Origin of the sequence: Streptomyces sp. MA5143a (assembly GCF_900290235.1) — a bacterium.
Classification (GTDB): Bacteria; Actinomycetota; Actinomycetes; order Streptomycetales; family Streptomycetaceae; genus Streptomyces.
The window spans coordinates 1-22,332 of sequence record NZ_OLMK01000108.1; the positions used below are offsets into that span (position 1 = coordinate 1).

At 70.9% G+C, this 22,332-nt stretch carries 15 protein-coding genes; 6 read left to right on the forward strand and 9 right to left on the reverse strand.

Annotation, left to right across the window (positions count from 1 at the left end; all coding sequences use genetic code 11):
* The 4 genes from SMA5143A_RS36765 to solA form a co-directional block, all read right to left on the reverse strand.
* Window positions 1-771 (reverse strand): ABC transporter ATP-binding protein (locus tag SMA5143A_RS36765; protein WP_107467145.1); only part of this gene is annotated, 771 nt, incomplete at its 3' end.
* Entirely contained in the window at window positions 764-1,867 is a 1,104-nt protein-coding gene (locus SMA5143A_RS36770) for an ABC transporter substrate-binding protein (RefSeq protein ID WP_107467146.1), read from the reverse strand. The genes SMA5143A_RS36770 and SMA5143A_RS36765, both read right to left, overlap by 8 nt.
* Window positions 1,868-1,987: 120 nt before the next feature.
* Window positions 1,988-2,959, reverse strand: a complete 972-nt coding sequence (locus SMA5143A_RS36775) for a succinylglutamate desuccinylase/aspartoacylase family protein (RefSeq protein WP_107467147.1) — start codon at window positions 2,957-2,959, stop codon at window positions 1,988-1,990.
* 18 nt (window positions 2,960-2,977) lie between these two features.
* Window positions 2,978-4,114, reverse strand: a complete 1,137-nt coding sequence (solA, locus tag SMA5143A_RS36780; protein WP_107467148.1) for an N-methyl-L-tryptophan oxidase — start codon at window positions 4,112-4,114, stop codon at window positions 2,978-2,980.
* A 285-nt stretch (window positions 4,115-4,399) separates the two neighbouring features.
* Between solA and SMA5143A_RS36785 the strand changes: the two genes are divergently transcribed.
* Entirely contained in the window at window positions 4,400-5,146 is a 747-nt protein-coding gene (locus SMA5143A_RS36785; protein ID WP_107467149.1) for an IclR family transcriptional regulator, read from the forward strand.
* A gap of 279 nt (window positions 5,147-5,425) precedes the next feature.
* Entirely contained in the window at window positions 5,426-6,169 is a 744-nt protein-coding gene (locus SMA5143A_RS36790) for an IclR family transcriptional regulator (RefSeq protein WP_107467158.1), read from the forward strand.
* 69 nt (window positions 6,170-6,238) lie between these two features.
* On the opposite strand, the gene SMA5143A_RS36795 is transcribed toward SMA5143A_RS36790, so the two are convergent.
* From SMA5143A_RS36795 to SMA5143A_RS36805, 3 genes are read right to left on the reverse strand one after another with little or no spacing between them, the layout of a single operon-like run.
* Entirely contained in the window at window positions 6,239-7,678 is a 1,440-nt protein-coding gene (locus tag SMA5143A_RS36795) for an NAD-dependent succinate-semialdehyde dehydrogenase (RefSeq protein ID WP_107467150.1), read from the reverse strand.
* A complete protein-coding gene (locus SMA5143A_RS36800) occupies window positions 7,675-10,599 on the reverse strand; it encodes an FAD-binding and (Fe-S)-binding domain-containing protein (RefSeq protein ID WP_107467151.1) in 2,925 nt (974 codons plus the stop codon). Before SMA5143A_RS36800 ends, SMA5143A_RS36795 begins: the two co-directional genes overlap by 4 nt.
* Window positions 10,596-11,864, reverse strand: coding sequence for an aspartate aminotransferase family protein (locus tag SMA5143A_RS36805; RefSeq protein ID WP_107467152.1), 1,269 nt, complete (start codon window positions 11,862-11,864; stop codon window positions 10,596-10,598). The genes SMA5143A_RS36800 and SMA5143A_RS36805 overlap by 4 nt, the downstream gene beginning before the upstream one ends.
* Window positions 11,865-12,111: 247 nt before the next feature.
* Here SMA5143A_RS36805 and SMA5143A_RS36810 point away from each other — a divergent pair, with 247 nt between their 5' ends.
* Both SMA5143A_RS36810 and SMA5143A_RS36815 read left to right on the forward strand, forming a co-directional pair.
* Complete coding sequence (locus tag SMA5143A_RS36810; protein ID WP_107467153.1) at window positions 12,112-13,737, forward strand: PucR family transcriptional regulator; 1,626 nt, start codon at window positions 12,112-12,114, stop codon at window positions 13,735-13,737.
* A 168-nt stretch (window positions 13,738-13,905) separates the two neighbouring features.
* Window positions 13,906-15,030 carry a GH12 family glycosyl hydrolase domain-containing protein gene (locus SMA5143A_RS36815; protein WP_107467154.1) on the forward strand — a complete coding sequence of 375 codons (1,125 nt, stop codon included), beginning with the start codon at window positions 13,906-13,908 and terminating at the stop codon, window positions 15,028-15,030.
* A 98-nt stretch (window positions 15,031-15,128) separates the two neighbouring features.
* On the opposite strand, the gene SMA5143A_RS36820 is transcribed toward SMA5143A_RS36815, so the two are convergent.
* Entirely contained in the window at window positions 15,129-16,079 is a 951-nt protein-coding gene (locus SMA5143A_RS36820; RefSeq protein ID WP_258193951.1) for an alpha/beta hydrolase family esterase, read from the reverse strand.
* Between the two features lie 550 nt (window positions 16,080-16,629).
* Here SMA5143A_RS36820 and SMA5143A_RS36825 point away from each other — a divergent pair.
* Entirely contained in the window at window positions 16,630-18,261 is a 1,632-nt protein-coding gene (locus SMA5143A_RS36825) for a glycoside hydrolase family 43 protein (protein WP_107467155.1), read from the forward strand.
* Window positions 18,262-18,310: 49 nt separating this feature from the next.
* A complete protein-coding gene (locus SMA5143A_RS36830) occupies window positions 18,311-19,345 on the forward strand; it encodes an endo-1,4-beta-xylanase (RefSeq protein ID WP_107467156.1) in 1,035 nt (344 codons plus the stop codon).
* A gap of 370 nt (window positions 19,346-19,715) precedes the next feature.
* Here the strand turns inward: SMA5143A_RS36830 and SMA5143A_RS36835 are convergent, their stop codons facing one another.
* Window positions 19,716-21,947, reverse strand: coding sequence for an alpha-L-fucosidase (locus SMA5143A_RS36835; RefSeq protein WP_107467157.1), 2,232 nt, complete (start codon window positions 21,945-21,947; stop codon window positions 19,716-19,718).
* Window positions 21,948-22,332 lie beyond the last annotated feature (385 nt).

Here is a 22,332-nt window from a genome sequence, read left to right on the forward strand (position 1 = left end):
GCCGAGGAAGTCCGCCACGAACGGCGTCCTGGGCCGCTCGAACAGCTCCCGGGGACTGTCGAACTGCTCGATCAGACCGTTGCGCATCACCGCGATACGGTCCGACATCACCAGCGCCTCTTCCTGATCGTGCGTCACATAGATGACGGTCAGGCCCAGTTCCTGCTGGATGGACTTGATCTCCACCTGCAACTGGTCACGCAACTTCTTGTCCAGCGCACCCAGCGGTTCGTCCATGAGGATGACCGGCGGGCGGTAGACCAGCGCCCGGCACAACGCCACACGCTGCTGCTGACCACCGGACAGCTCACGCGGCTTACGGCCACCGAACCCGGACAGGCCCGCGATCTCCAGCGTCTCCCCCACCCGCCGGCGGATCTCGTCCTTCGAAACGCCGCGCAGGGTCAACGGGAAGGCGACGTTCTCACTGACCGTCATGTGGGGGAAGAGCAGGTACTGCTGGAAGACGAAGCCCAGGCCCCGCTTCTGCGGCGCGAGCCGTGTCACGTCCCGGCCGCCGACGGTGATGGTGCCGGAGTCGGGTTCGCAGAACCCGGCGATCATCATCAGAGTCGTGGTCTTGCCCGACCCGGAGGAGCCGAGGAAGGTGACGAACTCCCCCGCCGCGATCTCCATGGACGCCTCGTCGACGGCGACGACGTCGCCGTAGGTCTTGCGAAGAGCCACCACCGACAGCGCTTTGCCACTCGCGGTGGCCGGCTTGCCGCCGGCCACCCCGATGGACGGTGTGGCGACACCGAATTCAGCCACGAGCCCACTCCAACCAGCGCTTGGTGACGGCCGACTCGTTCTTCAGCCACCAGTCGACATCCGTGTCAAAACCCTTGTCGTAGTACTTCGGCGCACCGGCCAGAGCGTTGCGCTCCTTCTCGGTGAGCTTGGCGTAGGCCAGCGGGGACGACGGGTTCGACGGGAAGGCCTTCGCCAGGTTGGCCTGGCTCTCCGCACGCAGGGAGAAGTCCATGAGCTTGTAGGCGTTGTCCACGTTCGCCGCGCCCTTGGCGATGGCGTAACCCTGGAACTGGCGGCGCATGCCGTTCAGCTGCCTGGTGACCGGGACGCCCTGCTTCTCCAGGTCGGCGATCCGGCCGTCCCAGACGGTGGACATCGTCACTTCCTGACGGCTGAGGAGCACACCGGGCAGCGGGCCGCTGTCCCAGAACTTCTTGATGTCGCCTCGCAGTCGGGTCAGCACCTTGAAGGCACGGTCGACGTCGAGCGGGTACAGCTTGTCCATCGGGACACCGTCGGCCAGCAGCGCGAACTCCAGCTCCGGCAGGTCGCCGTCGGGGCTACACATCGCGCGGCCGCCCTTGAAGGACTTGGTGTCGAAGAAGTCCGCCCACGACTCCGGCTTGCGGCCACCGAAGGCGTCCGTGCGATACGCGATGCACTGGCCGTAGAAGCTGCTGCCGATGGCATGGTCGGTGACCTGGGCCTCGGGGATCTTCGCGCTCTTCACGCTCTTGATCCGGTCGTGGTCCAGCATCTCCAGGGCGTTCTGGCCCAAGTACTTGAGGTGGGACATCATCGAGTTGTTGATGAGGTCGCACTGCGGCCGGCCCTGCTTGATCTGGGCCAGCAGCGGGGCGTCGTCCAGGTTGAGGACCTTGACCTGGATGCCGGTCTCCTGGGTGAACGGCGTGTAGATCGCCTTCTGGAGAGCCGCACCGTAGGAACCGCCGCTGTCGCGGACGACCACCGTCTTGCCGCCGCCCTTGCCGCTGCCGGACGAGACGCGGCTGGTGCCGGTGCCGCAGGCGGAGAGGGACGGGAGAGCGGCGAGGGCGGCCAGGCCGCCTGCTCCGCGCAGGAGCGCTCTGCGACCGATCATGGGATCACTCATGACAAATCTCCTGGAAGTAGCGCAATGGGGGACCAGCTGGGGAGGGTTGGGGGGGGTGGAGTCTGTGGGCGGACACACGGTCCGTGGGCCGGTCGACGGGCAGGCGTTGCCGCCGACCGGTCAGTTGTGTGGTGTGGCGATGGCGGCGAGTTCGGTGCCGGGGCGGACGGTGAGTCCGTTCATGCCGTAGATGATCGTTCCGGTGGCGTTGGCCGTGACCTTGTGTTCGGTGCCGTCGACGGGGTCGATGATGCGGCCGATGGTCTGTCCTTCGGTCACGTCGTCGCCGGTGACCGCGTCCGGGTACCACAGGCCGGTGGTCTCGGAGGCAGCCTCGCCGGTCCACATCCAGTCACGGGGCCGGGCAGTCGGCGGCTTGACGCGCTCGGAGGCCTCGATGACGCCGAGGTGGTGCAGGATCCGGTGGAGTGCGTCGAGGAGCCTGTCCGTGGTGGCGGACTCACGGTCGCCGAGCTGGCCGGTCTCGACGAGGATCGCGGGGATGCCCTGGCGGTTGGCGGCGGCGTGGCTGTTGCCGCCCTCGGGGCTGGTGCCGAAGATGGCCCGCTCGTACCCGACCGCGTGGGCCAGGGCCCTGTTCTTGGCGTCGAGTTCACTGTCGCCGGTGCGGCGGTAGCCGACGAAGTCGAGCAGGTGCTGGTCGATGCCGCCGCTGTGCAGGTCGATGTAGGCGTCGGCACCGTCGAGGAGGTGCTCGAACAGCCAGGCCGCCATCCGGTCGGTGGGGCCGCCGTCCTTGTCGCCGGGGAAGACGCGGTTGATGTTCACGCCGTCCAGGGGTGAGATGTTGAGCCTGCCGCCGTAGACGGCCGGCGGGTTGGAGACGGGGCAGATCACCACCTGTCCGGCGACGTCCTCCGGTTCCAGCAGTCCGGCCAGGCGGGTGGTGGCGTCGACACCGATGAACTCGCCGCCGTGTACACCACCGGTGATGACGACCCGGGGGCCGGGGCGGGACCCGTTCACGAGGATCAGGGGTACCTCGACCGTCGTGGTGCCGAGGTCCGCGGGCAGCACCCCGCGGGTCTTCCGGCCGGGCTCCGCCCGCAGCGTACCGATGGTCAGAGTCATGGCTTACCTCGTTGGAGCTCAGGCCGCGGCGCGGTCGACGGTGGATATGAAATCGATGGGCTGGGCGGAGGTGCCGTCCAGCGCGAGGTCGGCGGCGATGTCGCCGAAGGCGGGGGAGAGTTTGAAGCCGTGGCCGGAGAAGCCGGCGAGCAGGACGACGTTCTCGGCACCGGGCAGCGGGCCGACCAGCGGGCGGCTGCTCTTGGTGTAGCCCTCCATGAAGACGGACAGGCGCGTCGGGTCGGGGTGCAGGTCCGGCAGGTAGCGGCCGATCAGCTCGGCGAAGATCTCCAGCTCCTCCGGCTGCACCGTCCGGTCCAGCTCGTTCGGGTCGCCCGCGAGCTTGTGCAGGGCCTGGGAGAGGCCGAGCTTCACCGACACTCCGTCCGGGGAGGGCAGGCCGTAGCAGTGGGTGGGCGCGGTGCGGATGAACGCGGGGCGCTCCTCGCCGAACCAGGCGTCGGTGGTGGGCACGAACCAGGCGCTGATCAGGCGGCGGACCTCCACCTCCCACGGCAGGTCGGGCAGTAGGTCGTTGACCCAGGGGCCCGGAGTGACCACGGCCGCGTCGAAGCGCTCGCTGCCGGCGTCGGTGCGGATCTCGACACCGTTCGCGACGGGGACGATCTCACGGACCGTGGTGTAGCGGTGGATGACGGCGCCCAGCTGCTCGGCGCGGCGGGCGGCGGTCTGGATGGTCAGCTCGGGGCGGATGAGGCCGGCGCGGCGGTCGAGCACGGCCGCGTCGCCCTCCTCCAGCCGGTACTGCGGGAAGCGCTTGGCGAGGGCCTCGGCGTCCAGGACCTCGTGGTCGAGGCCGTGCTCGGCGATGGACTCCAGGACGGTGGCCATCTGCTGCTGCTCGGTCGGCCCCATCAGCAGGCAACCGGTCAGACGACGCAGTTCGCGGCCGGTTTCCTGCTGGAGCTGCTCCCACAGGGTGTCGGCGTGCTTGAGGAGCGGGACGTAGCGGGAGTCCTCGAAGTGGGCGCTCCGGAAGATCCGGGTCTCACCGCCGGCGGCGCTGCGGTCGTGGCCGGGGGCGTACCGGTCGTAACCGACGACTTCGGCGCCGCGGGCGGCCAGCCGCCAGGCGGCCTGGCTGCCCATCGTTCCCACGCCGACGACGGCGACCCGCTTCCTGGCAGCAGACACAGGACTTTCCTTTCGTACCGTCGAGGCGCATGCTGGCCTCGACGCGAGGGATGTTCGTTTCGAGTGGGTTTGGACGGGGGCTGTGTCCTCCGGGGACCCAGGGCTCGCATCCGTCCGCTTCTCGGAGTCGCTCCGGCTCCCCCCTTGGACCTTCACTCGAGGAACCGTGCCACATTGTGGAACGCTGTGCTAGAATCTGGCACAGACAATGACAGTGGCACGGAGGGGAGTCAAGAGGGTGTTCACAGAAAATTCCGTGGATTAACGGGGGGAAACCGGATGGAAATGAAGAGCGTCACCAGGTCGCTGCGCATCCTGGAAGCCGTCGCGCAGCACCAGCCGGTGACCGTGGGGGAGTTGACGAAGCTCTTCGGCCTGCCGAAGTCCACCGTGCAGCGCACCCTGGTCACACTGGCCGAGGCCGGCTGGCTGCGGGCCAACCGCAAGGACACCACCCGCTGGGAGATCGGCGCACGCGTCCTCGCCGTACGGCCGGCCGCACTCCAGGGCTCCAGCCTGTTCGCCGCCGCCCGCGAGCCCATGATGCAGCTGCGGGACCAGGTCGACGAGACGATCCACCTGTCGGTGCCCGACGCCCTGGACGGCATGGTCGTCGTCGACCGCGTCGACTGCGCGCAGGCCGTGCGCACCTTCCACACGATCGGCGACCTGTCACCGCTGCACGCGACCGCCGTGGGCCGCGCCGTGCTCGCCCACCTCCCCAAGCAGGACGTCGAGGAGTTCATCGCGGGCGGCCTGGAGCGCTTCAGCGACACGACCCCGGTCGACCCCGCCGAGCTGCGCGCCGAGCTGGACCGGATCCGCACCGAGGGGTACTCGGTCAACCACAACCAGTTCCGGCCGGGGGTCTGCGCCGTCGCCGCGCCCGTCCTGGACGAGGACGGCACCCCCCTGGCGGCCGTGGCCATCTCCATGCCCGACTCCCGCTACGACGCCGAACGGATCCCCGAGTGGGGCCGACTCGTCAGCGAGACGACCACGGAGATCGCACGGCGCCGCCTGGGCATCTGACCCAGCCACCGCCCTGCGCCCGGCCGGGGGGAGCCGGGCGCAGGGCGATCGCGTTCCCGCGGCACGGTATGGCCTGGTCGGGGCCATCGCTGCCCATCGCCGCGAGGGCACCGGATTCCCGCCCCCCGTCGACGCCGATCCGAACCTCGGACAGCCGACGAGTGTGCGTGCCATATTGTGGAACGCCATGCTAGAATCCGGCACGATCTTGTGTGGACCCCCAGGGGGTCAGGACATGAACAGGACGACCTCACCGACCTGAGGGGGCACCGGATGGAGATGAAGAGCGTCACCAGGTCGCTGCGCATCCTGGAAGCCGTCGCCCGGCATCAGCCGGTGACGGTCGGGGAGTTGACGAAACTCTTCGGGCTCCCGAAGTCCACCGTGCAGCGCACCCTGCTGACCCTCAACGAGGCCGGCTGGCTGCGGGCCAACCGCAGGGACACCACGCGCTGGGAGATCGGCGCGCGGGTCCTCGCCGTACGACCGGCCGCGCTCCAGGGCTCCAGCCTGTTCGCCGCCGCCCGCGACCCCATGATCCGGCTCCGTGACGCGCTCAACGAGACCATCCACCTCTCGGTGCCCGACGCGCTCCAGGGCATGGTCGTCGTCGACCGCGTCGACTGCGACCACGCGGTGCGCACCTTCCACGCCATCGGCGACGCCTCGCCGCTGCACGCCACGGCCGCCGGCCACGCCGTCCTCGCCCATCTGCCCGCGTCCGACCTCGACGAGTTCGCGGCGGGCATCCTCGAGGGCTACGGCGAGGAGACCATCACCGACCCCGGGGAACTGCGCGCGGAACTGCGCCGCGTCAAGGACCGCGGATACGCCGTCAACCACAACCAGTACCTCCAGGGTGTCTGCGCCATCGCCGCCCCCGTCCTCGACGGTGACGGCGTTCCACTGGCCGCCGTGGCGGTCTCCCTGCCCGACTCCCGCTTCGAGGCCGGCCGGCTCCCCGAGCTGGGACGGCTGGTGACCGACACCGCGGCGGAGATCACCGCCCGCCACCCGCGCTGAGGAGCCACGCGCGGGCGCGGACGGGGCACGGCGCCGCAGCAGTCGTCCGACGGCACCGCGCCGCCGCTGTCAGCCGACGGGCACCGCGAGGTACTGGTACTCCAGGAACTCGTCGATGCCGACCCTGCCACCCTCGCGGCCGAGCCCCGACTGCTTGACGCCGCCGAAGGGCGCCGCCGGGTTGGACACCAGACCGGTGTTGAGGCCGACCATGCCGACCTCCAGGCGCTCGCTGACGCGCAGGGCGCGGTCCAGGCCCTCGGTGAAGACATAGCCGACGAGCCCCCACGGGGTGTCGTTGGCCCGGCGGACCACCTCGGCCTCGTCGTCGAAGGTGAGGATCGCCGCGACCGGGCCGAAGATCTCGGTGTCCATCAGACGGCTGTCGGGATCGACGCCGGTCAGCACGGTCGGCGGGTAGAAGCAGCCCGGACCCTCCGGAGTACGGCCGCCGACCAGCACCCGGGCACCGCGCTCGACCGCGTCGGCGACCAGTTCCTCGACCTTGCCCCGGCCGTTGCGGTCGATCAGCGGGCCGACGTCGACACCGTCGCGCGTACCGGGTCCCACGACGAGCGCGCCCATGCGCTCGGCCAGCCGCCGCCCGAACTCCTCCACCACGGAGGTGTGCACGAAGAAGCGGTTGGCGGCGGTGCACGCCTCGCCCATGTTGCGCATCTTGGCCACCATCGCGCCGTCCACGGCCTTGTCCAGGTCCGCGTCCTCGAACACGATGAACGGCGCGTTGCCGCCCAGTTCCATGGACGTGCGCACCACCGCGTCCGCGCTCTGGGCGAGCAGCAGGCGCCCGACGCCCGTGGAGCCGGTGAAGGACAGCTTGCGAATCCGCCCGCCGCGCAGGAGCGGTTCGCACACCTCCCCCGCACGGGAGGTGGTGACGACGTTCAGCACGCCGTCGGGCAGCCCGGCCTCCTTGAGGATGGCGGCGAGGGCGAGGCTGGAGAGCGGGGTCTGCGGGGCCGGCTTGAGCACCATCGTGCAGCCCGCGGCGATCGCCGGGCCGATCTTGCGGGTGCCCATGGCCAGCGGGAAGTTCCACGGGGTGATCAGCAGACAGGGGCCCACCGGGCGGCGGGAGAGCAGCATCCGGTTGCGGCCGTCGGGCAGGGTGCCGTGGCCGCCGTCGATCCGGACGGCCTCCTCGGAGAACCAGCGGAAGAACTCGGCGGCGTACGCCACCTCTCCCCTGGCCTCGGCGAGCGGCTTGCCCATCTCGGCGGTCATCAGATGGGCCAGCTCGTCGGTGCGCTCGACGATGATCTCGTAGGCCCGGCGCAGGATCTCGCTGCGGGCCCGGGGCGCCGTACGGGCCCACTTCTCCTGCGCGGCGACGGCCGCGTCCTCGGCGCGCTGCGCGTCCTTGGGGCCCGCGTCGGCGACCTGGCAGAGGATCTCGCCGGTGGCGGGGTCGTCGACGGCCATGGTGGCGCCGTCCGCGGCGTCGACCCAGGCGCCGCCGATGAACAACTGTGTGGGTGTGTCGGTCATGGGGTTCCTCCAGGTTGGTCGGCGGCGGGGTCGAGCAGTTCCGCGAGGTGCAGGGCGCGGACGCCCCGGTCACCGGCGAGATGGTCGATCTGGGTGGCGCAGCTGAAGCCGTCGGCGACGACCACGGCCGGTCCCTGGGCGTCGACGGCGTCGAGGCGCGGCTTCAGGGCGAGATCGGCGACGGCCATCGAGGTGTCGTAGTGGTCGGCCTCGAAGCCGAAGTTGCCGGCGAGTCCGCAGCAGCCCTCCGCCTCGTCGACGTTCCGCACACCGAGGCGGCCGAGCAGGTCGCGCGGGTGGTGGCCCTTGAAGGTGGCGTACTCGTGGCAGTGGGTCTGCAGGACGACGTTCTCCGGCAGTTCCGGTGGCGTCCAGCCGGGCTCGGCGAGCTCGGTCAGCGCGCCGGTGAGGGTGTGGACGCGGGCCGCGACGCGTCGGGCGGCGTCGGTGCCGAGCAGTTCGGGCACGTCGCGCTTGAGGGCGGCGGCGCAGCTGGGTTCGGCGACGACGACGGGGCGGTCGTCACCGTTGTCGAGTCGGGCGACCGTGCGGGCCATGACGCGGCGGGCGACGGACAGCTGGCCGGTGCTTACCCAGGTCAGGCCGCAGCACAGGCCCTCCTCCGCCGTGCAGGGGATGCCCGCGTCGGCCAGGACTCGGCTCGCGGCCCCGGCGACCTCGGGCCGGAAGGCGCGGGTGAAGCTGTCCACGAAGAGCAGCGTCTTCGCCGGTTCGCCGGTCCGCGCCCTTCTGAGGGCCTGCCGTAGCGCGTGCCGGGAGGCGAAGGCCGGGATGCGGCGCTTCACCGTCACCCCGCCGAGACGGGCGAGGAGCCTGCCGACCGGGCCGCGCAGCAACGCGTTCAGGGGGCGGGCGGCGTAGCCGGCGAGGGCCGAGGTCAGCGGCAGCCAGCCCAGCGAGTAGTGGGAGCGGGGTCTGAGCCTGCCCTTGTAGTGGTGGTGCAGGAACTCCGCCTTGTACGTGGCCATGTCGACGCCCACCGGGCAGTCGCTGGAACACGCCTTGCAGGACAGGCACAGGTCGAGGGCGTCCCGCACCTCGGTGGAGCGCCAGCCGTCCTCGACGGTCCCGCCGCGCACCATCTCCTGGAGCAGCCGGGCCCGGCCCCGCGTGGAGTCGCTCTCCTCCCCCGTCGCCCGGTAGCTGGGGCACATCACGCCGCCCGCGTCGCTGCGGCAGCGGCCGACGCCCACACAGCGGCGGACCGCGCCCGCGAAGCCGTCCTCGTCGTGCGGGAAGGTGAAGAGGGTGTCGACGGGCACCACGTCGGCCGGGGTGTGCAGGGCGAGGTCGGCGTCGAGGGGGGCGGGGTCCACGATGACACCGGGGTTGAGCAGCCCCTCGGGGTCGAAGATCTCCTTGAACGCGGCGAACGCCCGGATCATGCGGTGGCTGTACATGACCTCCAGCAGCTCACCGCGCGCCCGCCCGTCGCCGTGCTCGCCCGACAGGGAGCCGCCGTGGGAGACCACGAGGGTCGCTGCCTCGCCGAGGAAGCGGCGCGCGGCGGCCCGGCCGGGGCCGGTGGCGAGGTCGAAGTCGATGCGGACGTGGACACAGCCGGCGCCGAAGTGGCCGTAGAGCACCCCGGTGAGCTGGTGGGAGACCAGCAGCTTGCGGAAGTCGCGCAGATAGGCGGCGAGGTTCTCCGGGGCGACGGCCGCGTCCTCCCAGCCGGGCCAGGACTCCCCGCCGTCGACGAGCCGGGCGGCGAGCCCGGCGCCGTCCTCGCGGACCCGCCACAGCGAGCGCCGCTCCTGCGGGCTCCGTACGACCCGCCCGCCGGTCGTCCGGCCGAGGGCGGTGAGCGCGTCGAGGAGTTCGGCGGCGCGGGCGTCGACCGTCGCCTGGTCGTCGCCGTCGAGTTCGACGTACAGCCAGGCCCGTCCCTCGGGCAGTCCGGTCACGGAGTCCGGGCCGCGGCGGGCGCGCATGGTGGCGACGATCGCCTCGTCCATGCCCTCGACGGCGGTGGGGTTCCAGCGCAGGATCTCGGGCACGTCCTCGGCGGCGTCGACCACGTCGTCATAGCCGAGGGTGAGGAGCGTGGAGGCCTGTGCGGTCGCCACCAGGCGGACCGTCGCGGCGGTGACGACCGCACAGGAGCCTTCGGTGCCGACCAGGGCACGGGCCATGTCGAAGCCGTGCTCGGGCAGCAGGTGGTGGAGCTGGTATCCGGACACATGGCGCGGGACGCGGCCCAGTTCGGTGCGGATCGGCGCCAGGTTGGCGTCGATCAGGGCGCGTACGTCGGCGCGGAGCCGGGCGACACGCCGGACGGCGGCCGTGTCGTCCGGGTCCGCCGCGCGCAGGCCCTGGTGGTCGGCGACGGCCCGCACGCCGTCGGCCGTCACGAACTCCAGGGCCTCGATGTGGCTGCTGGTCCGGCCGTGGCGCACCGACCGGTTGCCGCACGCGTCGTTGCCGATCATGCCGCCGAGCGTGCAGCGGCTGTGCGAGGACGGGTCGGGGCCGAAGGTCAGGCCCTGGAGGGCGGTGGCGCTGCGCAGCGCGTCGAGGACGACGCCGGCCTCGACGCGTGCGGTGCGCGCGATCGGGTCGATGTCGAGGATCCGGTTCATGTGCCGGGAGAAGTCCAGGACCACGCCGGGGCCGACGGCGTTGCCGGCCATGCTGGTGCCGCCGCCGCGCGCGGTGACCGGGATTCCGGTCTCCCGGCAGGCCCGCAGCACCGCGACGACGTCGTCGGCGCTGCGGGGGAACACCACGGCCCGCGGGGGGACCCGGTAGTTGGAGGCGTCGTAGGCGTAGGGGCCGGTGGTGCCGGCTCCCGTCTCCACCCGCAGACCGGGCGCCGTCCCGTTGAGCCGCGCGACCAGCTGGTCCAGCGCCGGGGTGGTCGGCGCCGACTGCTCCAGGGCCGTGGTGGTGTCGGTCATCGCTCCGCCGCTCCGGATGTGCCTGCTTCCACGGCCGTCGCCCAGGCCTGGAGGCCCTCGTCCACCGCGGTCTCGTCGATGACGAGGGCCGGGATCATGCGCACGACCTGGTTCCAGGCGCCGCACAGCAGCAGCAGGAGGCCCTCGTCGATGGCGGCGCGCTGGACGCGGGCGGCGGTCTCGGGGTCGGGGGCGCCGTCCTCGGTGACGAACTCGGTGGCCAGCATCAGACCGAGGCCGCGTACGTCGCCGATGCCGGGGGTGCGGTCGGCGACGGCCTCCAGGCCCTGGCGCAGCCGCTTGCCCATGGCCTCGGCGTTCTCCACGAGCCGCTCGTCGCGGACGACGTCGAGGGTGGCGCAGGCCGCGGCGCAGGCGACGGCGTTGGCGCCGTACGTACCGCCCTGCGAGCCCGGCCAGGCCTTCGCCATCAGTGCCTCGGAGGCGGCGATGCCCGACAGGGGAAAGCCGCTGGCGAGGCCCTTGGCGGTGACGAGGATGTCCGGGGTGACGCCGAAGTGATCATGGCCCCAGAAGCGGCCGGTGCGGCCGACGCCGGTCTGCACCTCGTCGAGGATGAGCAGGAAGCCGTGGCGGTCGGCGCGTTCCCGCAGCCCTTCGAGGAAGGCGCGGGTGGCGGGCACGTAGCCGCCCTCGCCGAGGACCGGCTCGACGATGATCGCGGCGGTGTCGGCGGACGAGGAGATCGTCTGGAGCGTGTAGTCCAGTTCCTGGAGGGCGAAGCGGGTCGCGGCGTCCTCGTCCCAGCCGTAGCGGTAGGCCGCCGGGAAGGGGGTGACGACCACGCCGCTCATCAGTGGGGAGAACCCGGACCGGAAGCGGGTGCCGGAGGTCGTCATGGAGGCGGCGGCGACGGTGCGGCCGTGGAAACCGCCGTGGCAGACGATGACGTTGGGCCGACCGGTGGCCTGGCGGGCCAGGCGCAGGGCGGCCTCCACGGCCTCGCTGCCGGAGTTGGTGAAGAAGAGGCTGTCGAGGCCGGTCGGGAGCACCTCCCCGAGCTTCTCGACGAGCTGCCGCAGGGGCTGGTGCATCACCGTCGTGTACTGGCCGTGGACGAGGGTGGCCACCTGTTCCTGGGCGGCCGCCACGACCTTGGGGTGGCAGTGCCCGGTGCTGGTGACGCCGATGCCGGCGGTGAAGTCGAGATAGCGGCGGCCGTCCTCGCCGTAGAGGTGGACGCCCTCGCCCCGGGTCGCCACCACGGGCGTGGCCTGGCGAAGGTGCGGCGACAGTGCGGTCATGTTCGTCTCCCGGCCTCGATCTCGGTCTGCTGCGGCCCTTCGAGCATCTCGGCGGGCCGGGGCGGCGCCAACGCGCGAAGTGTCCGGACGGGACGCGACATCCGGACGTTGTGTCAGCGCCATCGGCACGGCGCCGGTTGTTCGCCTGCGCGACCTCTCTTGCGCAGGTCAGCGACGCTTGTCACAGTGGCCGGGCACTCCCCCGCGGGCACGGCCCGGTGCGAGCGGGGCACCCCCTGGAGGCACCGTGAACGACAACCGTCCGGCCGCTCAGGGGCCTGCCCGTCCGCTCACCGTCGCCGAGGCGCTGGCCCTGCCCGTGCTGGCCGCCGGGCAGCCGCTGGTCGTGACCGGTGAGGCGGGGCTGGAGCGACCGGTCCGCTGGGTCCACATCACGGAGCTGACCGATCCCGCGTCCTTCCTCAAGGGCGGCGAACTCGTCCTCACCACCGGGATGCCGCTGCCGCAGGATGCGGCCGGTGTGCGCCGGTACGTGGACGAACTCGCCGACGTCGGGGCCGCGGCGCTGGTCATCGAACTCGTGCGCCGCTACCACCGCCCGCCGGACGCGCTGGTCGACGCGTGCCGTGTCCGGGGCCTGCCCCTCGTCACCCTGGCCAGGGACGTCAACTTCCTGGAGGTCACCCAGGTCGTGCACGCCCTGCTGCTCGGCAACCAGGCGGACGCGATGCGGCGCACCCAGCGCGTCCACGAGGCGTTCACCGCTCTCACCCTGCGCGGGGCCGGGCCGGAGGACGTGGTGCGTGCGGCGGCGGAGATGAGCGGCCGCACGGTGGTCCTGGAGAACCTGGTGCACCAGGCACTGATCTGCGAGCCGTCCGGGGGCACCGTCGAGGAGGCGCTCACCGGCTGGGAACACCGCTCCCGGGCCACCGGGACGGGCGAGGGGACGGTGGTCCAGGGACCGGAGGGCTGGCTCACGGCCCCCGTCACGTACCAGGGGGAGCGGTGGGGGCGGGTGGCGATGCTCCCGGCCGGGCCGGGCGGTCCGGCCTTCGGGCCGGAGGACCGCACCGTGCTGGAGCGGACCGCCATGGCCCTGACCGTGGCCCGGCTCATCCACCCCACGCCCTGGGAGCACACCGCCCATCGCAACGCCCTGCGCGACCTGGTCGAACACCGCCACCGCTCGGCGGAGGACGCCCGCGCCCGCTGTGCCGCGCTGGGGCTGCCCGCCGACCGGGGGCGCTTCGTCGCGGTCCTCGTGGACCTTCCCGCGGGTCGCGAGGGGCAGGAGGCCGAGGCCCGACTGCTCCAGGGGTTGCACGCGACCGGTGTCGCGGGGCTCGTCGGCGAGCTGGCCCCCGGTCGGGTCGGCGTCCTGCTGGCGCTGCGTCCGGCCCAGCCCTGGCGGCCGGTCGTCGAGCAGGTGTGCGGCGCCGTGCCCGGTGGGGAGCCCCGGCCGGTCGTGAGTGTCGGTTCCGAGGTCATGGACCTGGCCGACACCGCCCGTTCCTTCCGGGAGGCGGCCCGTGTCGCCGAGGCCACGCCCGGCGGCCTGCCCCTGCCCGAGGGACGGTCCTTCCACGAGCTGTCCGACATCGGTCTGCGGCGCCTGCTGTACGCCCTGCGTGAGGACACCCGGATCCAGGAGTACACCGAGCGGCAGCTCGGCCGGCTCATCGAGCACGACACCCAGCACGGCTCCGACCTGCTGACGACGCTGCGCCACTACCTCGACTCCGCCGGCAACAAGACGACCGCCGCACGCCGGGGCGGCCTCGCCCGCGAGACCATGTACCAGCGTCTGCGCACCATCGAGCGGCTCCTCGGCCGGGACCTCGAATCCGGGGAGGAGCGCACCGAACTCCATGTGGCCCTCGCCGCGCTCGACGCGCTGCGGGCCAGGTGACGCGGAACGACCCGCCGTACTCCGCCACTGCACCAGGGTTGTCAGGGGCATGGCCGCGCTCCTACAGTCCACAGCGGAACAGGAATTGGGAGCGCTCCCATCACGGGGGATGCCCGGAGCGCCTGCGCGACCCCACCTTCCCGGCCGTACCTCCGAAAGAGGACCCCCATGCGACCGTCACCATGCCTTCCGCGCGTCCCGCGCGGCCCGCTCGGCGCGTTCGTCACCGCGCTCGTCACCGTCGCGGCGCTCTTCGCCGCCACACCGCAGGCCCAGGCCGACACCACGGTGTGCGAACAGTTCGGCTCGGCCGTCATCCAGGGCCGGTACGTCGTCCAGAACAACCGCTGGGGCACCGAAGCGCCCCAGTGCGTCACCACCACGGGCTCCGGTTTCCGGGTCAGCCGGGCCGACGGCTCCGTCCCGACGAACGGCGCGCCGAAGTCGTACCCTTCCGTGTTCAACGGCTGCCACTACACCAACTGCTCGCCGGGGACGAACCTCCCCGCGCAGCTCTCCCGCATCTCGAGCGCGCCGAGCAGCATCTCGTACGGGTATGTCGGCGACGCGGTCTACAACGCCTCGTACGACATCTGGCTGGACCCGACGCCCCGGACCGACGGGGTGAACCGGACCGAGATCATGATCTGGCTCAACAAGGTGGGCCCCATCCAGCCCATCGGTTCACAGGTCGGCACCGCCACCGTGGGCGGACGCAGTTGGCAGGTGTGGCAGGGCGGCAACGGCTCCAACGACGTGCTGTCCTTCGTCGCCCCGTCGGCCATCGGCAGTTGGAGCTTCGACGTGATGGACTTCGTCCGGCAGGCCGTGTCCCGCGGAATGGCGCAGAACAACTGGTACCTGACGAGTGTTCAGGCCGGCTTCGAGCCCTGGCAGAACGGCACGGGCCTGTCCGTGAACTCGTTCTCCTCCACCGTCGAGACGGGCGGCGGGCCCGGCGGTCCGGGCGGCGGTTCCGGCTGCGCGGTGTCGTACGCCACGAACGTGTGGCAGGGCGGGTTCACCGCGAACGTCACCGTCTCCAACACCGGCTCGTCACCCGTCGACGGCTGGCGGCTCGCCTTCACCCTGCCCTCCGGTCAGCAGATCACCGGAGCCTGGAGCGCGTCCGTGTCCCCGTCGTCGGGTTCCGTCACGGCGAGCAACCTGGCGCACAACGCGAGCATCTCCCCCGGCGGCAGCCAGACGTTCGGTTTCCAGGGCGCCTACAGCGGCGCCTTCGCCTCGCCGGGCGCGTTCAGCCTGAACGGCACGGCCTGCACCAGGACGTGAACGCGGCCGACGCCGGACGCTCGTACGGCGTCCGGCGCCGGCCGGTCACGGTCGGCCGGTCCCCCGTGGCCGGCCCGCCCGGGTCCGGGCGTGGTGGTCTAACCGAACTGGGTGAAGAACTTCCAGATCTCGCCCGGCAGCCAGGTCCGGGAGCCGCTGTCACCGCCGCGTCCGTCCTGCGGAGCGGCGATGTGGCCCTCGTCGAAGGCAGCCCAGGCGACCGGGTAGCCGGCCGCGCATCCCGAGTAGGTGGTGACCCGGTGCTGGAGGCTGCCCTGCGCCGGCTCGGGCGGGTTCTGGGCGGCGCAGCCGTTGTTCCTGACGAACCTGTCCCGCATCGACCGTCCGCCGGAGATGTTCAGGACGCTGTCCCGGAGGCCGTGCACACCGAGGTAGGCGATGCGCTGGCCGCCGCCGTTGCATCCGCTGAGGACGCCGCCGCTCTGGACGGCGACCGCGCGGAAGACGTTCGCGCGGGAGCACGCGATCGAGTACGACATGGCGCCGCCGTAGCTGAAGCCGAGGGCGAAGCGCTGTGTCGTCTCGACGCACAGGGCCCCCTCGATCCGCCTGAGCATGTCGTCGACGAGGGTGATGTCCTCGCCGCCCGAGTTGGCCCAGCCGTTGTTGAGTCCCTGCGGCGCGACGAAGATCGTGCTGTTGTTCGCCAGCCGCTGGAGTCCGTAGTACGCCCAGGTGCCGGTCTCCACGGTGCGGCCCGTGGCGACGTCGTTGGAGGTGCCGCCCAGCCAGTGGAAGCCGAAGACCAGCCGGTAGGCGCGGTTGCGGTCGTAGCCGTCCGGGACCTTCAGAATGAAGTTCCGGTTCTTGCCGCTGCTCTGGATCGTGTGGGTACCGCTGGCCAGACCGGGCGCCTTGCCGCAGCCGGGGCTCCCGGCGGCCTCTCGGGCGGGTCCGGCGGCGGGGTCGGAGGCCGCGAGCGCGGCGCCCGCGCCGGGGCCGCCGGTCAGGGCCGTACCGGCCATGGTCAGGACGAGCAGGACCGCGACCATGGCTGGCCGTAAGAGGTTCTTTGTCCTGGTGATCATGCGACTCCCTCTGTCTCGGAATACGGCTGTGCGGGGAGAGCGGGGCCGAGGCGTCACGTCACGAACCGATGAATGTCGTGCACCTGACATAGATGACCGGGCGCAAGATTCGAGCTTGTTCACGATCGAACCACATCGGCCGCCCGATGGTAGTCCGGGAGCATAGAGAGGCAGCGTCACATGTCAACACCTCTCGACCGACGCATCTCGCGCCCCATCCGCTCGATTCCAGCCCCTGATCAAGCGAAAGATTTCGAGTTCAAAGGCGAATCATGCGAGGGGTATTGACTCGGTTCATCGTCCTCCTATCATCCAAAGTGCTCGATGAGTCGGCTGGTGTCCGAGATGGCGAACGAGATTGACCCTCCGATCGCCGCACACCGCGAGACCTGATCGCCGCACACCGCGAGAAGAGACAGAGCACCCCCACGCACGCGCACCTCGCCGCACCCCGCACCTCGCTCCGGCAGCACTCCCCCCCACCGCCCGGCCGCCGGCGGTTCGCCCGCCGTCCCCGACGGCCCGGCCACACAAGGAGACCGACATGGATATGTCATGCCCTCGTCACCAGTGGGGCCGTCGTCGAGCGCTCACCGCGGCCGCGGGACTGGCGTCGGGTGCCTTCCTCCCCCTGACCGCGGCGGCCCGTGGCATCGCCGCCGAGGGGCCGGACGGCGCCGCGGCGAACTTCACCAACCCCGTCGTCTGGCAGGACTTCGCCGACATCGACGTCATCCGCGTCGGCGACACGTACTACGCCTCGGCCTCGACGATGCACTACTCGCCGGGCGCCCCCGTCCTGCGCTCGTACGACCTGGTGAACTGGGAGATCGCCGGCCACTCGGTGCCGAGCCTCGACTTCGGCGCCAAGTACGACCTGAACGGCGGCCGCGGGTACGTCCGGGGCATCTGGGCGTCGTCGCTGGCCCACCGGCCGAGCAACGGGACCTTCTACTGGCTCGGCCAGATCGACTTCGCGAGGACGTACATCTACACGGCCACCGCCGCCGAGGGGCCCTGGAGCAGGCTCACCACCCTCAACACGCCGTACTACGACGCCGGGCTGCTCGTCGACACCGACGACACCCTGTACGTGGCGTACGGCAACACCACGATCAGCGTCGCGCAGCTGTCCCCCGACGGGCGCACCCAGGTCCGTAACCAGCAGGTGTTCACCACCCCGTCGAGCGTCGGCACCCTGGAGGGCTCCCGCTTCTACAAGATCAACGGGCAGTACTACATCTTCCTGACCCGCCCCGCGAACGGCCAGTACATCCTCAAGTCGTCCAGCGGCCCCTTCGGTCCGTACACCATGCGCCAGGTCCTGCTCGACCTGCGTGGGCCGATCCCCGGCGGGGGCGTCCCGCACCAGGGCGGGCTGGTGCGGACGCAGAGCGGCGCCTGGTACTACCTGGCGTTCGTGGACGCCTACCCGGGCGGCCGGGTGCCGGCGCTGGCGCCCATCACCTGGACCTCGGACGGCTGGCCCGTGGTGCAGTTGGTGAACGGCGCGTGGGGCGCCTCGTATCCCGCCCCGGTGGTGCCCGCCCCGCCCCGGCAGGTCACCCCGATGATCGGCGTGGACACCTTCGACGGGACGGCCCTCAAGCCGAAGTGGGAGTGGAACCACAACCCCGACAACACCAAGTGGTCCGTGAACAACGGTCTCACTCTGCGGACGGCGACGGTCACCAACGACCTGTACTGGGCCCGCAACACGCTCACGCACCGTATCCAGGGACCGACCTCCACCGCCACGGTCCAGCTCGACCACTCGGCGATGCGGGACGGCGACCGGGCCGGACTCGCGCTGCTGCGGGACTCCTCCGCGTGGATCGGGCTCAAGCGGGACGGCGGCGTGACCCGGCTGGTGATGGTGGACGGGCTGACGATGGACGGCAGTTGGAACACCACCGGCACCGGTGTGGAGCGGGCGGGCGCCAACGCGCCCGGCGGTCGCGTCTGGCTGCGGGCCACCGCCGACATCCGCCCCGGAGCACCCCGGCCCGCCACCTTCTCCTACAGCACCGACGGCGTCACCTTCACCCGCCTCGGTCCCGCCTTCTCGATGGGCAACGACTGGCGCTTCTTCATGGGCTACCGGTTCGCCCTCTTCAACCACGCCACGCAGGCGCTGGGCGGCGCGGTCCGCGTCACGCGGTTCGAGCTGTCCACGCCCTGAGGTCGCACCCGCATCACCATCACCCGCATCCGACCGTACGAGGAGAACGATGAACCCGTCGAAACGGCTCGGCCGGCGCCGCGCGTCGGTCCTGGGCCTGGCAGCCGTCGTGTCCCTGGTGACGCCCGGCATCGCGAACGGCGCGGACCGCGCCCCGGACGCGCCGAGGGCCAGCACGCTGGGCGCCCAGGCGGCCCAGTCCGGACGGTACTTCGGCACCGCCGTGGCCGCGGGCCGGCTCGGTGACGGCCAGTACACCGGCATCCTGGACCGCGAGTTCAACCAGGTCACCCCCGAGAACGAGATGAAGTGGGACGCGACCGAGCGCAACCGCGGCCAGTTCACCTTCGGCTCCGCCGACCAGATCGTGAACCGCGCCACGGCCCGGGGCCAGAAGGTCCGCGGCCACACGCTGGTGTGGCACTCCCAGCTGCCCGACTGGGTCAAGGCCATCAGGGACGCGAACACGCTGCGCAGCGTGATGAACAACCACATCAACACCGTGGCGGGCCGCTACAAGGGCCGCATCCACTCCTGGGACGTGGTCAACGAGGCCTTCGCCGACGGCGGCAGCGGCCAGATGCGCAGCTCGGTCTTCCGGGACGTGCTGGGCACCGGCTTCATCGAGGAGGCGTTCCGCACGGCCCGCTCCGCCGATCCGTCGGCCAAGCTCTGCTACAACGACTACAGCATCGAGGACTGGAACTCCGCGAAGACGCAGGGCGTCTACCGCATGGTGCGCGACTTCAAGGCGCGCGGCGTGCCCATCGACTGCGTGGGTCTCCAGTCCCACTTCGGTGCCGGCGGCCCTCCCGGCAGCTTCCAGACGACGCTGTCGAGCTTCGCCGCTCTCGGGGTGGACGTGCAGATCACCGAGCTGGACATCGCCCAGGCCCCGGCGAACGGGTACGCCAACACGGTCCGGGCCTGTCTGAACGTGGCGCGCTGCACCGGTATCACGGTGTGGGGCATCCGTGACAGCGACTCGTGGCGCAGCGGCGAGAACCCGCTGCTGTTCGACCGCGGCGGCAACAAGAAGCAGGCGTACCGGTCCGCGCTCACCACGATGGGCGGCACGCCCTGACCTCGGGGGCCGGCCGCCGGTGCGTACCGGAACGACTCCGGTGCGCCGACGCCGGATACTGACGGCCGCGGGCCCCCGGCGTGGTGCGCCGGGGGCCCGTCCGTCGTGGTCGGCCCGTGGAACGGGGGAAGGCCCCTCCGCCAGGGGGCGGCGGAGGGGCGCCCGCCGGCGTCAGGAGGACGTCCGCTCAGGGGGCGGTGTCCTCCGCCGCTTCACGTCGGCGGTGTGGGGGGGACCTTCCGTGTTCCGGCCGCCTCGTGTGCGCGGCATGGCCCATCCCATCGTGCCGGCGGCCCGCCGTCACTCCGCCGATCGGCGGGGGGACCCCCGCCTGTCGGCCGGGGTTCCTGCGCCGGAGCCGTCCGACCGGTCAGAGGGCCGTGAACGTCCACTGGAGGTTGGTGCTGCTGCCGTTCGTCCACTGCTTGGTGACGGAGCCGGAGGAGACGCTGCCCCCTCCGTCGAGGACCAGGCCGGTGGCGCGGTTGGCGATGGTGTAGCGGTCGCCGCCCCGGTTCGTGATCTTCCACTGCTGGTTGGAACTGCCGCTCCAGGACGCCTGCCTGGCCGCGGAGCCGTCGGAGGTGGCGCCCCAGCCGTCGGCGACCATGCCGTTGGTGCGGTTGACCAGCCGGTAGTAGCCGCCCGCGATCGGCTCGGCGTGCCACTGGAGGTTGTTGTGGCCGTCCCACGTCCACTGCTTGAGGTTCGACCCGGAGGCGACATCGCCGCCGCTGTCCAGGGCCAGGCCGTTGGTGACGTTGGTGATCCGGAAGTACGTCGCCGGGTTGAACTGGACCCTCAGGGAGGTGATCTGGTCGTTGTTGCCGGTGTTCCTCAGGTCGGGGTTGTTGGCGGTGAACGTCCAGGAGGTGCCGGTGAAGTTGTCTCCGGAGTACCCGATCACCTGGAGGCCCGGGCCCAGGCGGAGGGAGGAGATGGTGCGTGCGCTCAGTCCGGCCGTGGTCAGGTCGGCGGCGGTGTAGTCGCCGAGGGCCAACGGGGCGGAGTTGCCGGAGTAGTTGACGTCCGAGAAGGCGGTGGCGCCGGTGGGCTGCGCCACGGCCGGGATGGTGCCGGAGAAGGAGAGCTTCAGGACGTAGGCGTTGGCGCTGTAGGGCGCGGAGGACGGCAGGGCGACCGTGAGGCCGGAGGAGTTCTGCGTGGGGGCGGGCAGGTCGATGGTGGTGCCGGCGGTGGAGCCAAGCAGCTTCACCGAGGTCAGCGAGGAGAGGTTGATGCGGTCCGAGCTGAGCGTCTTGATGGTCAGGGAGCTGCCGGGCCAGCCGAGGACGGTGGCGTACAGGACGTTGTCGGCCTTGTTGCGGGTGAAGCGGATGTCCTGCGCCGTGCCGGCCGTCGGGTTGGTGAAGGCGCCACCGCCCATCTTCGTGGGGCCCTCGCCGTAGACCGTCCAGGCACGGGTCGAGTAGATCGACTCGCCGAAGCGCTTCAGGTAGTCGCCCATGCCGAGCAGGATGTCCTTCTGCGCCTGCGGGATGGTGCCGTCGGCCATCGGCGCGATGTTGAGCAGCACGTTGCCGTTCTTGCTCACCCGGTCGATGAACGAGTGCAGCATCTGCTTGATGCTGTAGTAGCCGATGCCCTGCGTGTAGCACCAGCTGCTGTTGGAGATGCTGTCGTCGGTCAGCCAGTACGGGGTGGTGAGGTCTGCCGGGCCGCCGCGCTCGTAGTCGAAGACCTCGCCCTTGCCGTTCATGCCGTCCTTGTAGGTGGCGACGACCTCACGGCCCCAGCTGTTGGCCTGGTTGTAGTAATACGCCAGGAAGTTCAGGCGCTGCTGCTCATCGACGGCGTCCAGATTGAAGTCCTGCCACAGGATGTCGGGCTGGGCGCGGTCGATGACCTCCTTGAGCTTGTCGTACCAGAGCTGGTTCTCCGCGGTCGAACCCAACTGACCGTAGAGCTTTTTGAGGCTGGGGTCCGTCTGTGCGGGGGCGGCTTCGTAGAAGCCGGTGAAGTTGTACGCGTGGTGCATGGCCACCAGCAGCTTCAGGCCCTTGGCGCGGATGGCCGTGGAGAACAGCTTCAGCAGGTCAAGACCTGGGCCCTTCTTCACGGAGTTCCACTCGTTGACCTGGCTGTCCCACATGGAGTAGCCGTCGTGGTGCTCGGCGACCGGGCCGGCGAATTTGGCCCCGGCGTCGACGAACAGCTGTATCCACTCGTCGGGGTCGAACTTCCCGCCGGCGGACTTCAGCTTCGGCGCGAACTGTACGAAGTTGCCCGCCAGGTCCTGAGCCCCGTTGATGAAGTTGTGGTACGGCCACGCCGAGGGCTGGCCGTAGGTCGCGATGTGGTGCTGGTTGGCGGAGTCGCCGGCCCGGTACATGTTGCGCGGGTACCACTCGTTGCCGAAGGCCGGGACGCTGAAGACGCCCCAGTGGAAGTAGATGCCGAACTTCGCGTCCTGGAACCACTCGGGGGCCGGCGGGTGCTGGTCGACCGAATCCCAGTCGGGCGTGTAGGTGCTCGGTGCCGCCTGGGCCACGCCGGCGCCGAGGACATTTCCGGCTACGGCTGCCGCGGCCACCCAGGTGGCCCCGGCCAGGAGCCGGCGTCTGCTGATCGAACTCGACATGCTCACATCCCTGATGCGGAGGGGGAGGGGGGAACGCAGGGGAACAGGCACGAAGGTCGGGCACGTCGCCTCGCCATGTCAACCGGCGTGCAGGGATGAAAAGCACATGAGGGTAGCAATATTGTCCCACTTTGCCACTGTTTATCGCACTCTGAGCCTGCGTAGACATGGTATGTATTCACTTCCGGCCCCAGCACGTCCACAGCGCCGCCCGAGACACATTCATGGGATGGATCTTGCGCTCATCGGGTCACTCTTGCCCTCAGGGAGCCCTCTGAACTGCTCGTTTCCCAGGAGTTACGCAAGAGACTGGACAGCCGGGCCGGAACGAGCCTATAAAGACATCCCATCTCTACTCCGCCGCGATATCGGATGTCGTCGAGGC

Excerpts from the sequence above, each read along its gene's own strand:
- SMA5143A_RS36770 (WP_107467146.1), bottom strand. The coding sequence starts at position 1,867 with ATGAGTGATCCCATGATCGGTCGCAGAGCGCTCCTGCGCGGAGCAGGC.
- SMA5143A_RS36775 (WP_107467147.1), bottom strand. The coding sequence starts at position 2,959 with ATGACTCTGACCATCGGTACGCTGCGGGCGGAGCCCGGCCGGAAGACC.
- SMA5143A_RS36785 (WP_107467149.1), top strand. The coding sequence starts at position 4,400 with ATGAAGAGCGTCACCAGGTCGCTGCGCATCCTGGAAGCCGTCGCGCAG.
- SMA5143A_RS36790 (WP_107467158.1), top strand. The coding sequence starts at position 5,426 with ATGAAGAGCGTCACCAGGTCGCTGCGCATCCTGGAAGCCGTCGCCCGG.
- SMA5143A_RS36795 (WP_107467150.1), bottom strand. The coding sequence starts at position 7,678 with ATGACCGACACACCCACACAGTTGTTCATCGGCGGCGCCTGGGTCGAC.
- SMA5143A_RS36800 (WP_107467151.1), bottom strand. The coding sequence starts at position 10,599 with ATGACCGACACCACCACGGCCCTGGAGCAGTCGGCGCCGACCACCCCG.
- SMA5143A_RS36805 (WP_107467152.1), bottom strand. The coding sequence starts at position 11,864 with ATGACCGCACTGTCGCCGCACCTTCGCCAGGCCACGCCCGTGGTGGCG.
- SMA5143A_RS36815 (WP_107467154.1), top strand. The coding sequence starts at position 13,906 with ATGCGACCGTCACCATGCCTTCCGCGCGTCCCGCGCGGCCCGCTCGGC.
- SMA5143A_RS36820 (WP_258193951.1), bottom strand. The coding sequence starts at position 16,079 with ATGATCACCAGGACAAAGAACCTCTTACGGCCAGCCATGGTCGCGGTC.
- SMA5143A_RS36825 (WP_107467155.1), top strand. The coding sequence starts at position 16,630 with ATGTCATGCCCTCGTCACCAGTGGGGCCGTCGTCGAGCGCTCACCGCG.
- SMA5143A_RS36830 (WP_107467156.1), top strand. The coding sequence starts at position 18,311 with ATGAACCCGTCGAAACGGCTCGGCCGGCGCCGCGCGTCGGTCCTGGGC.
- SMA5143A_RS36835 (WP_107467157.1), bottom strand. The coding sequence starts at position 21,947 with ATGTCGAGTTCGATCAGCAGACGCCGGCTCCTGGCCGGGGCCACCTGG.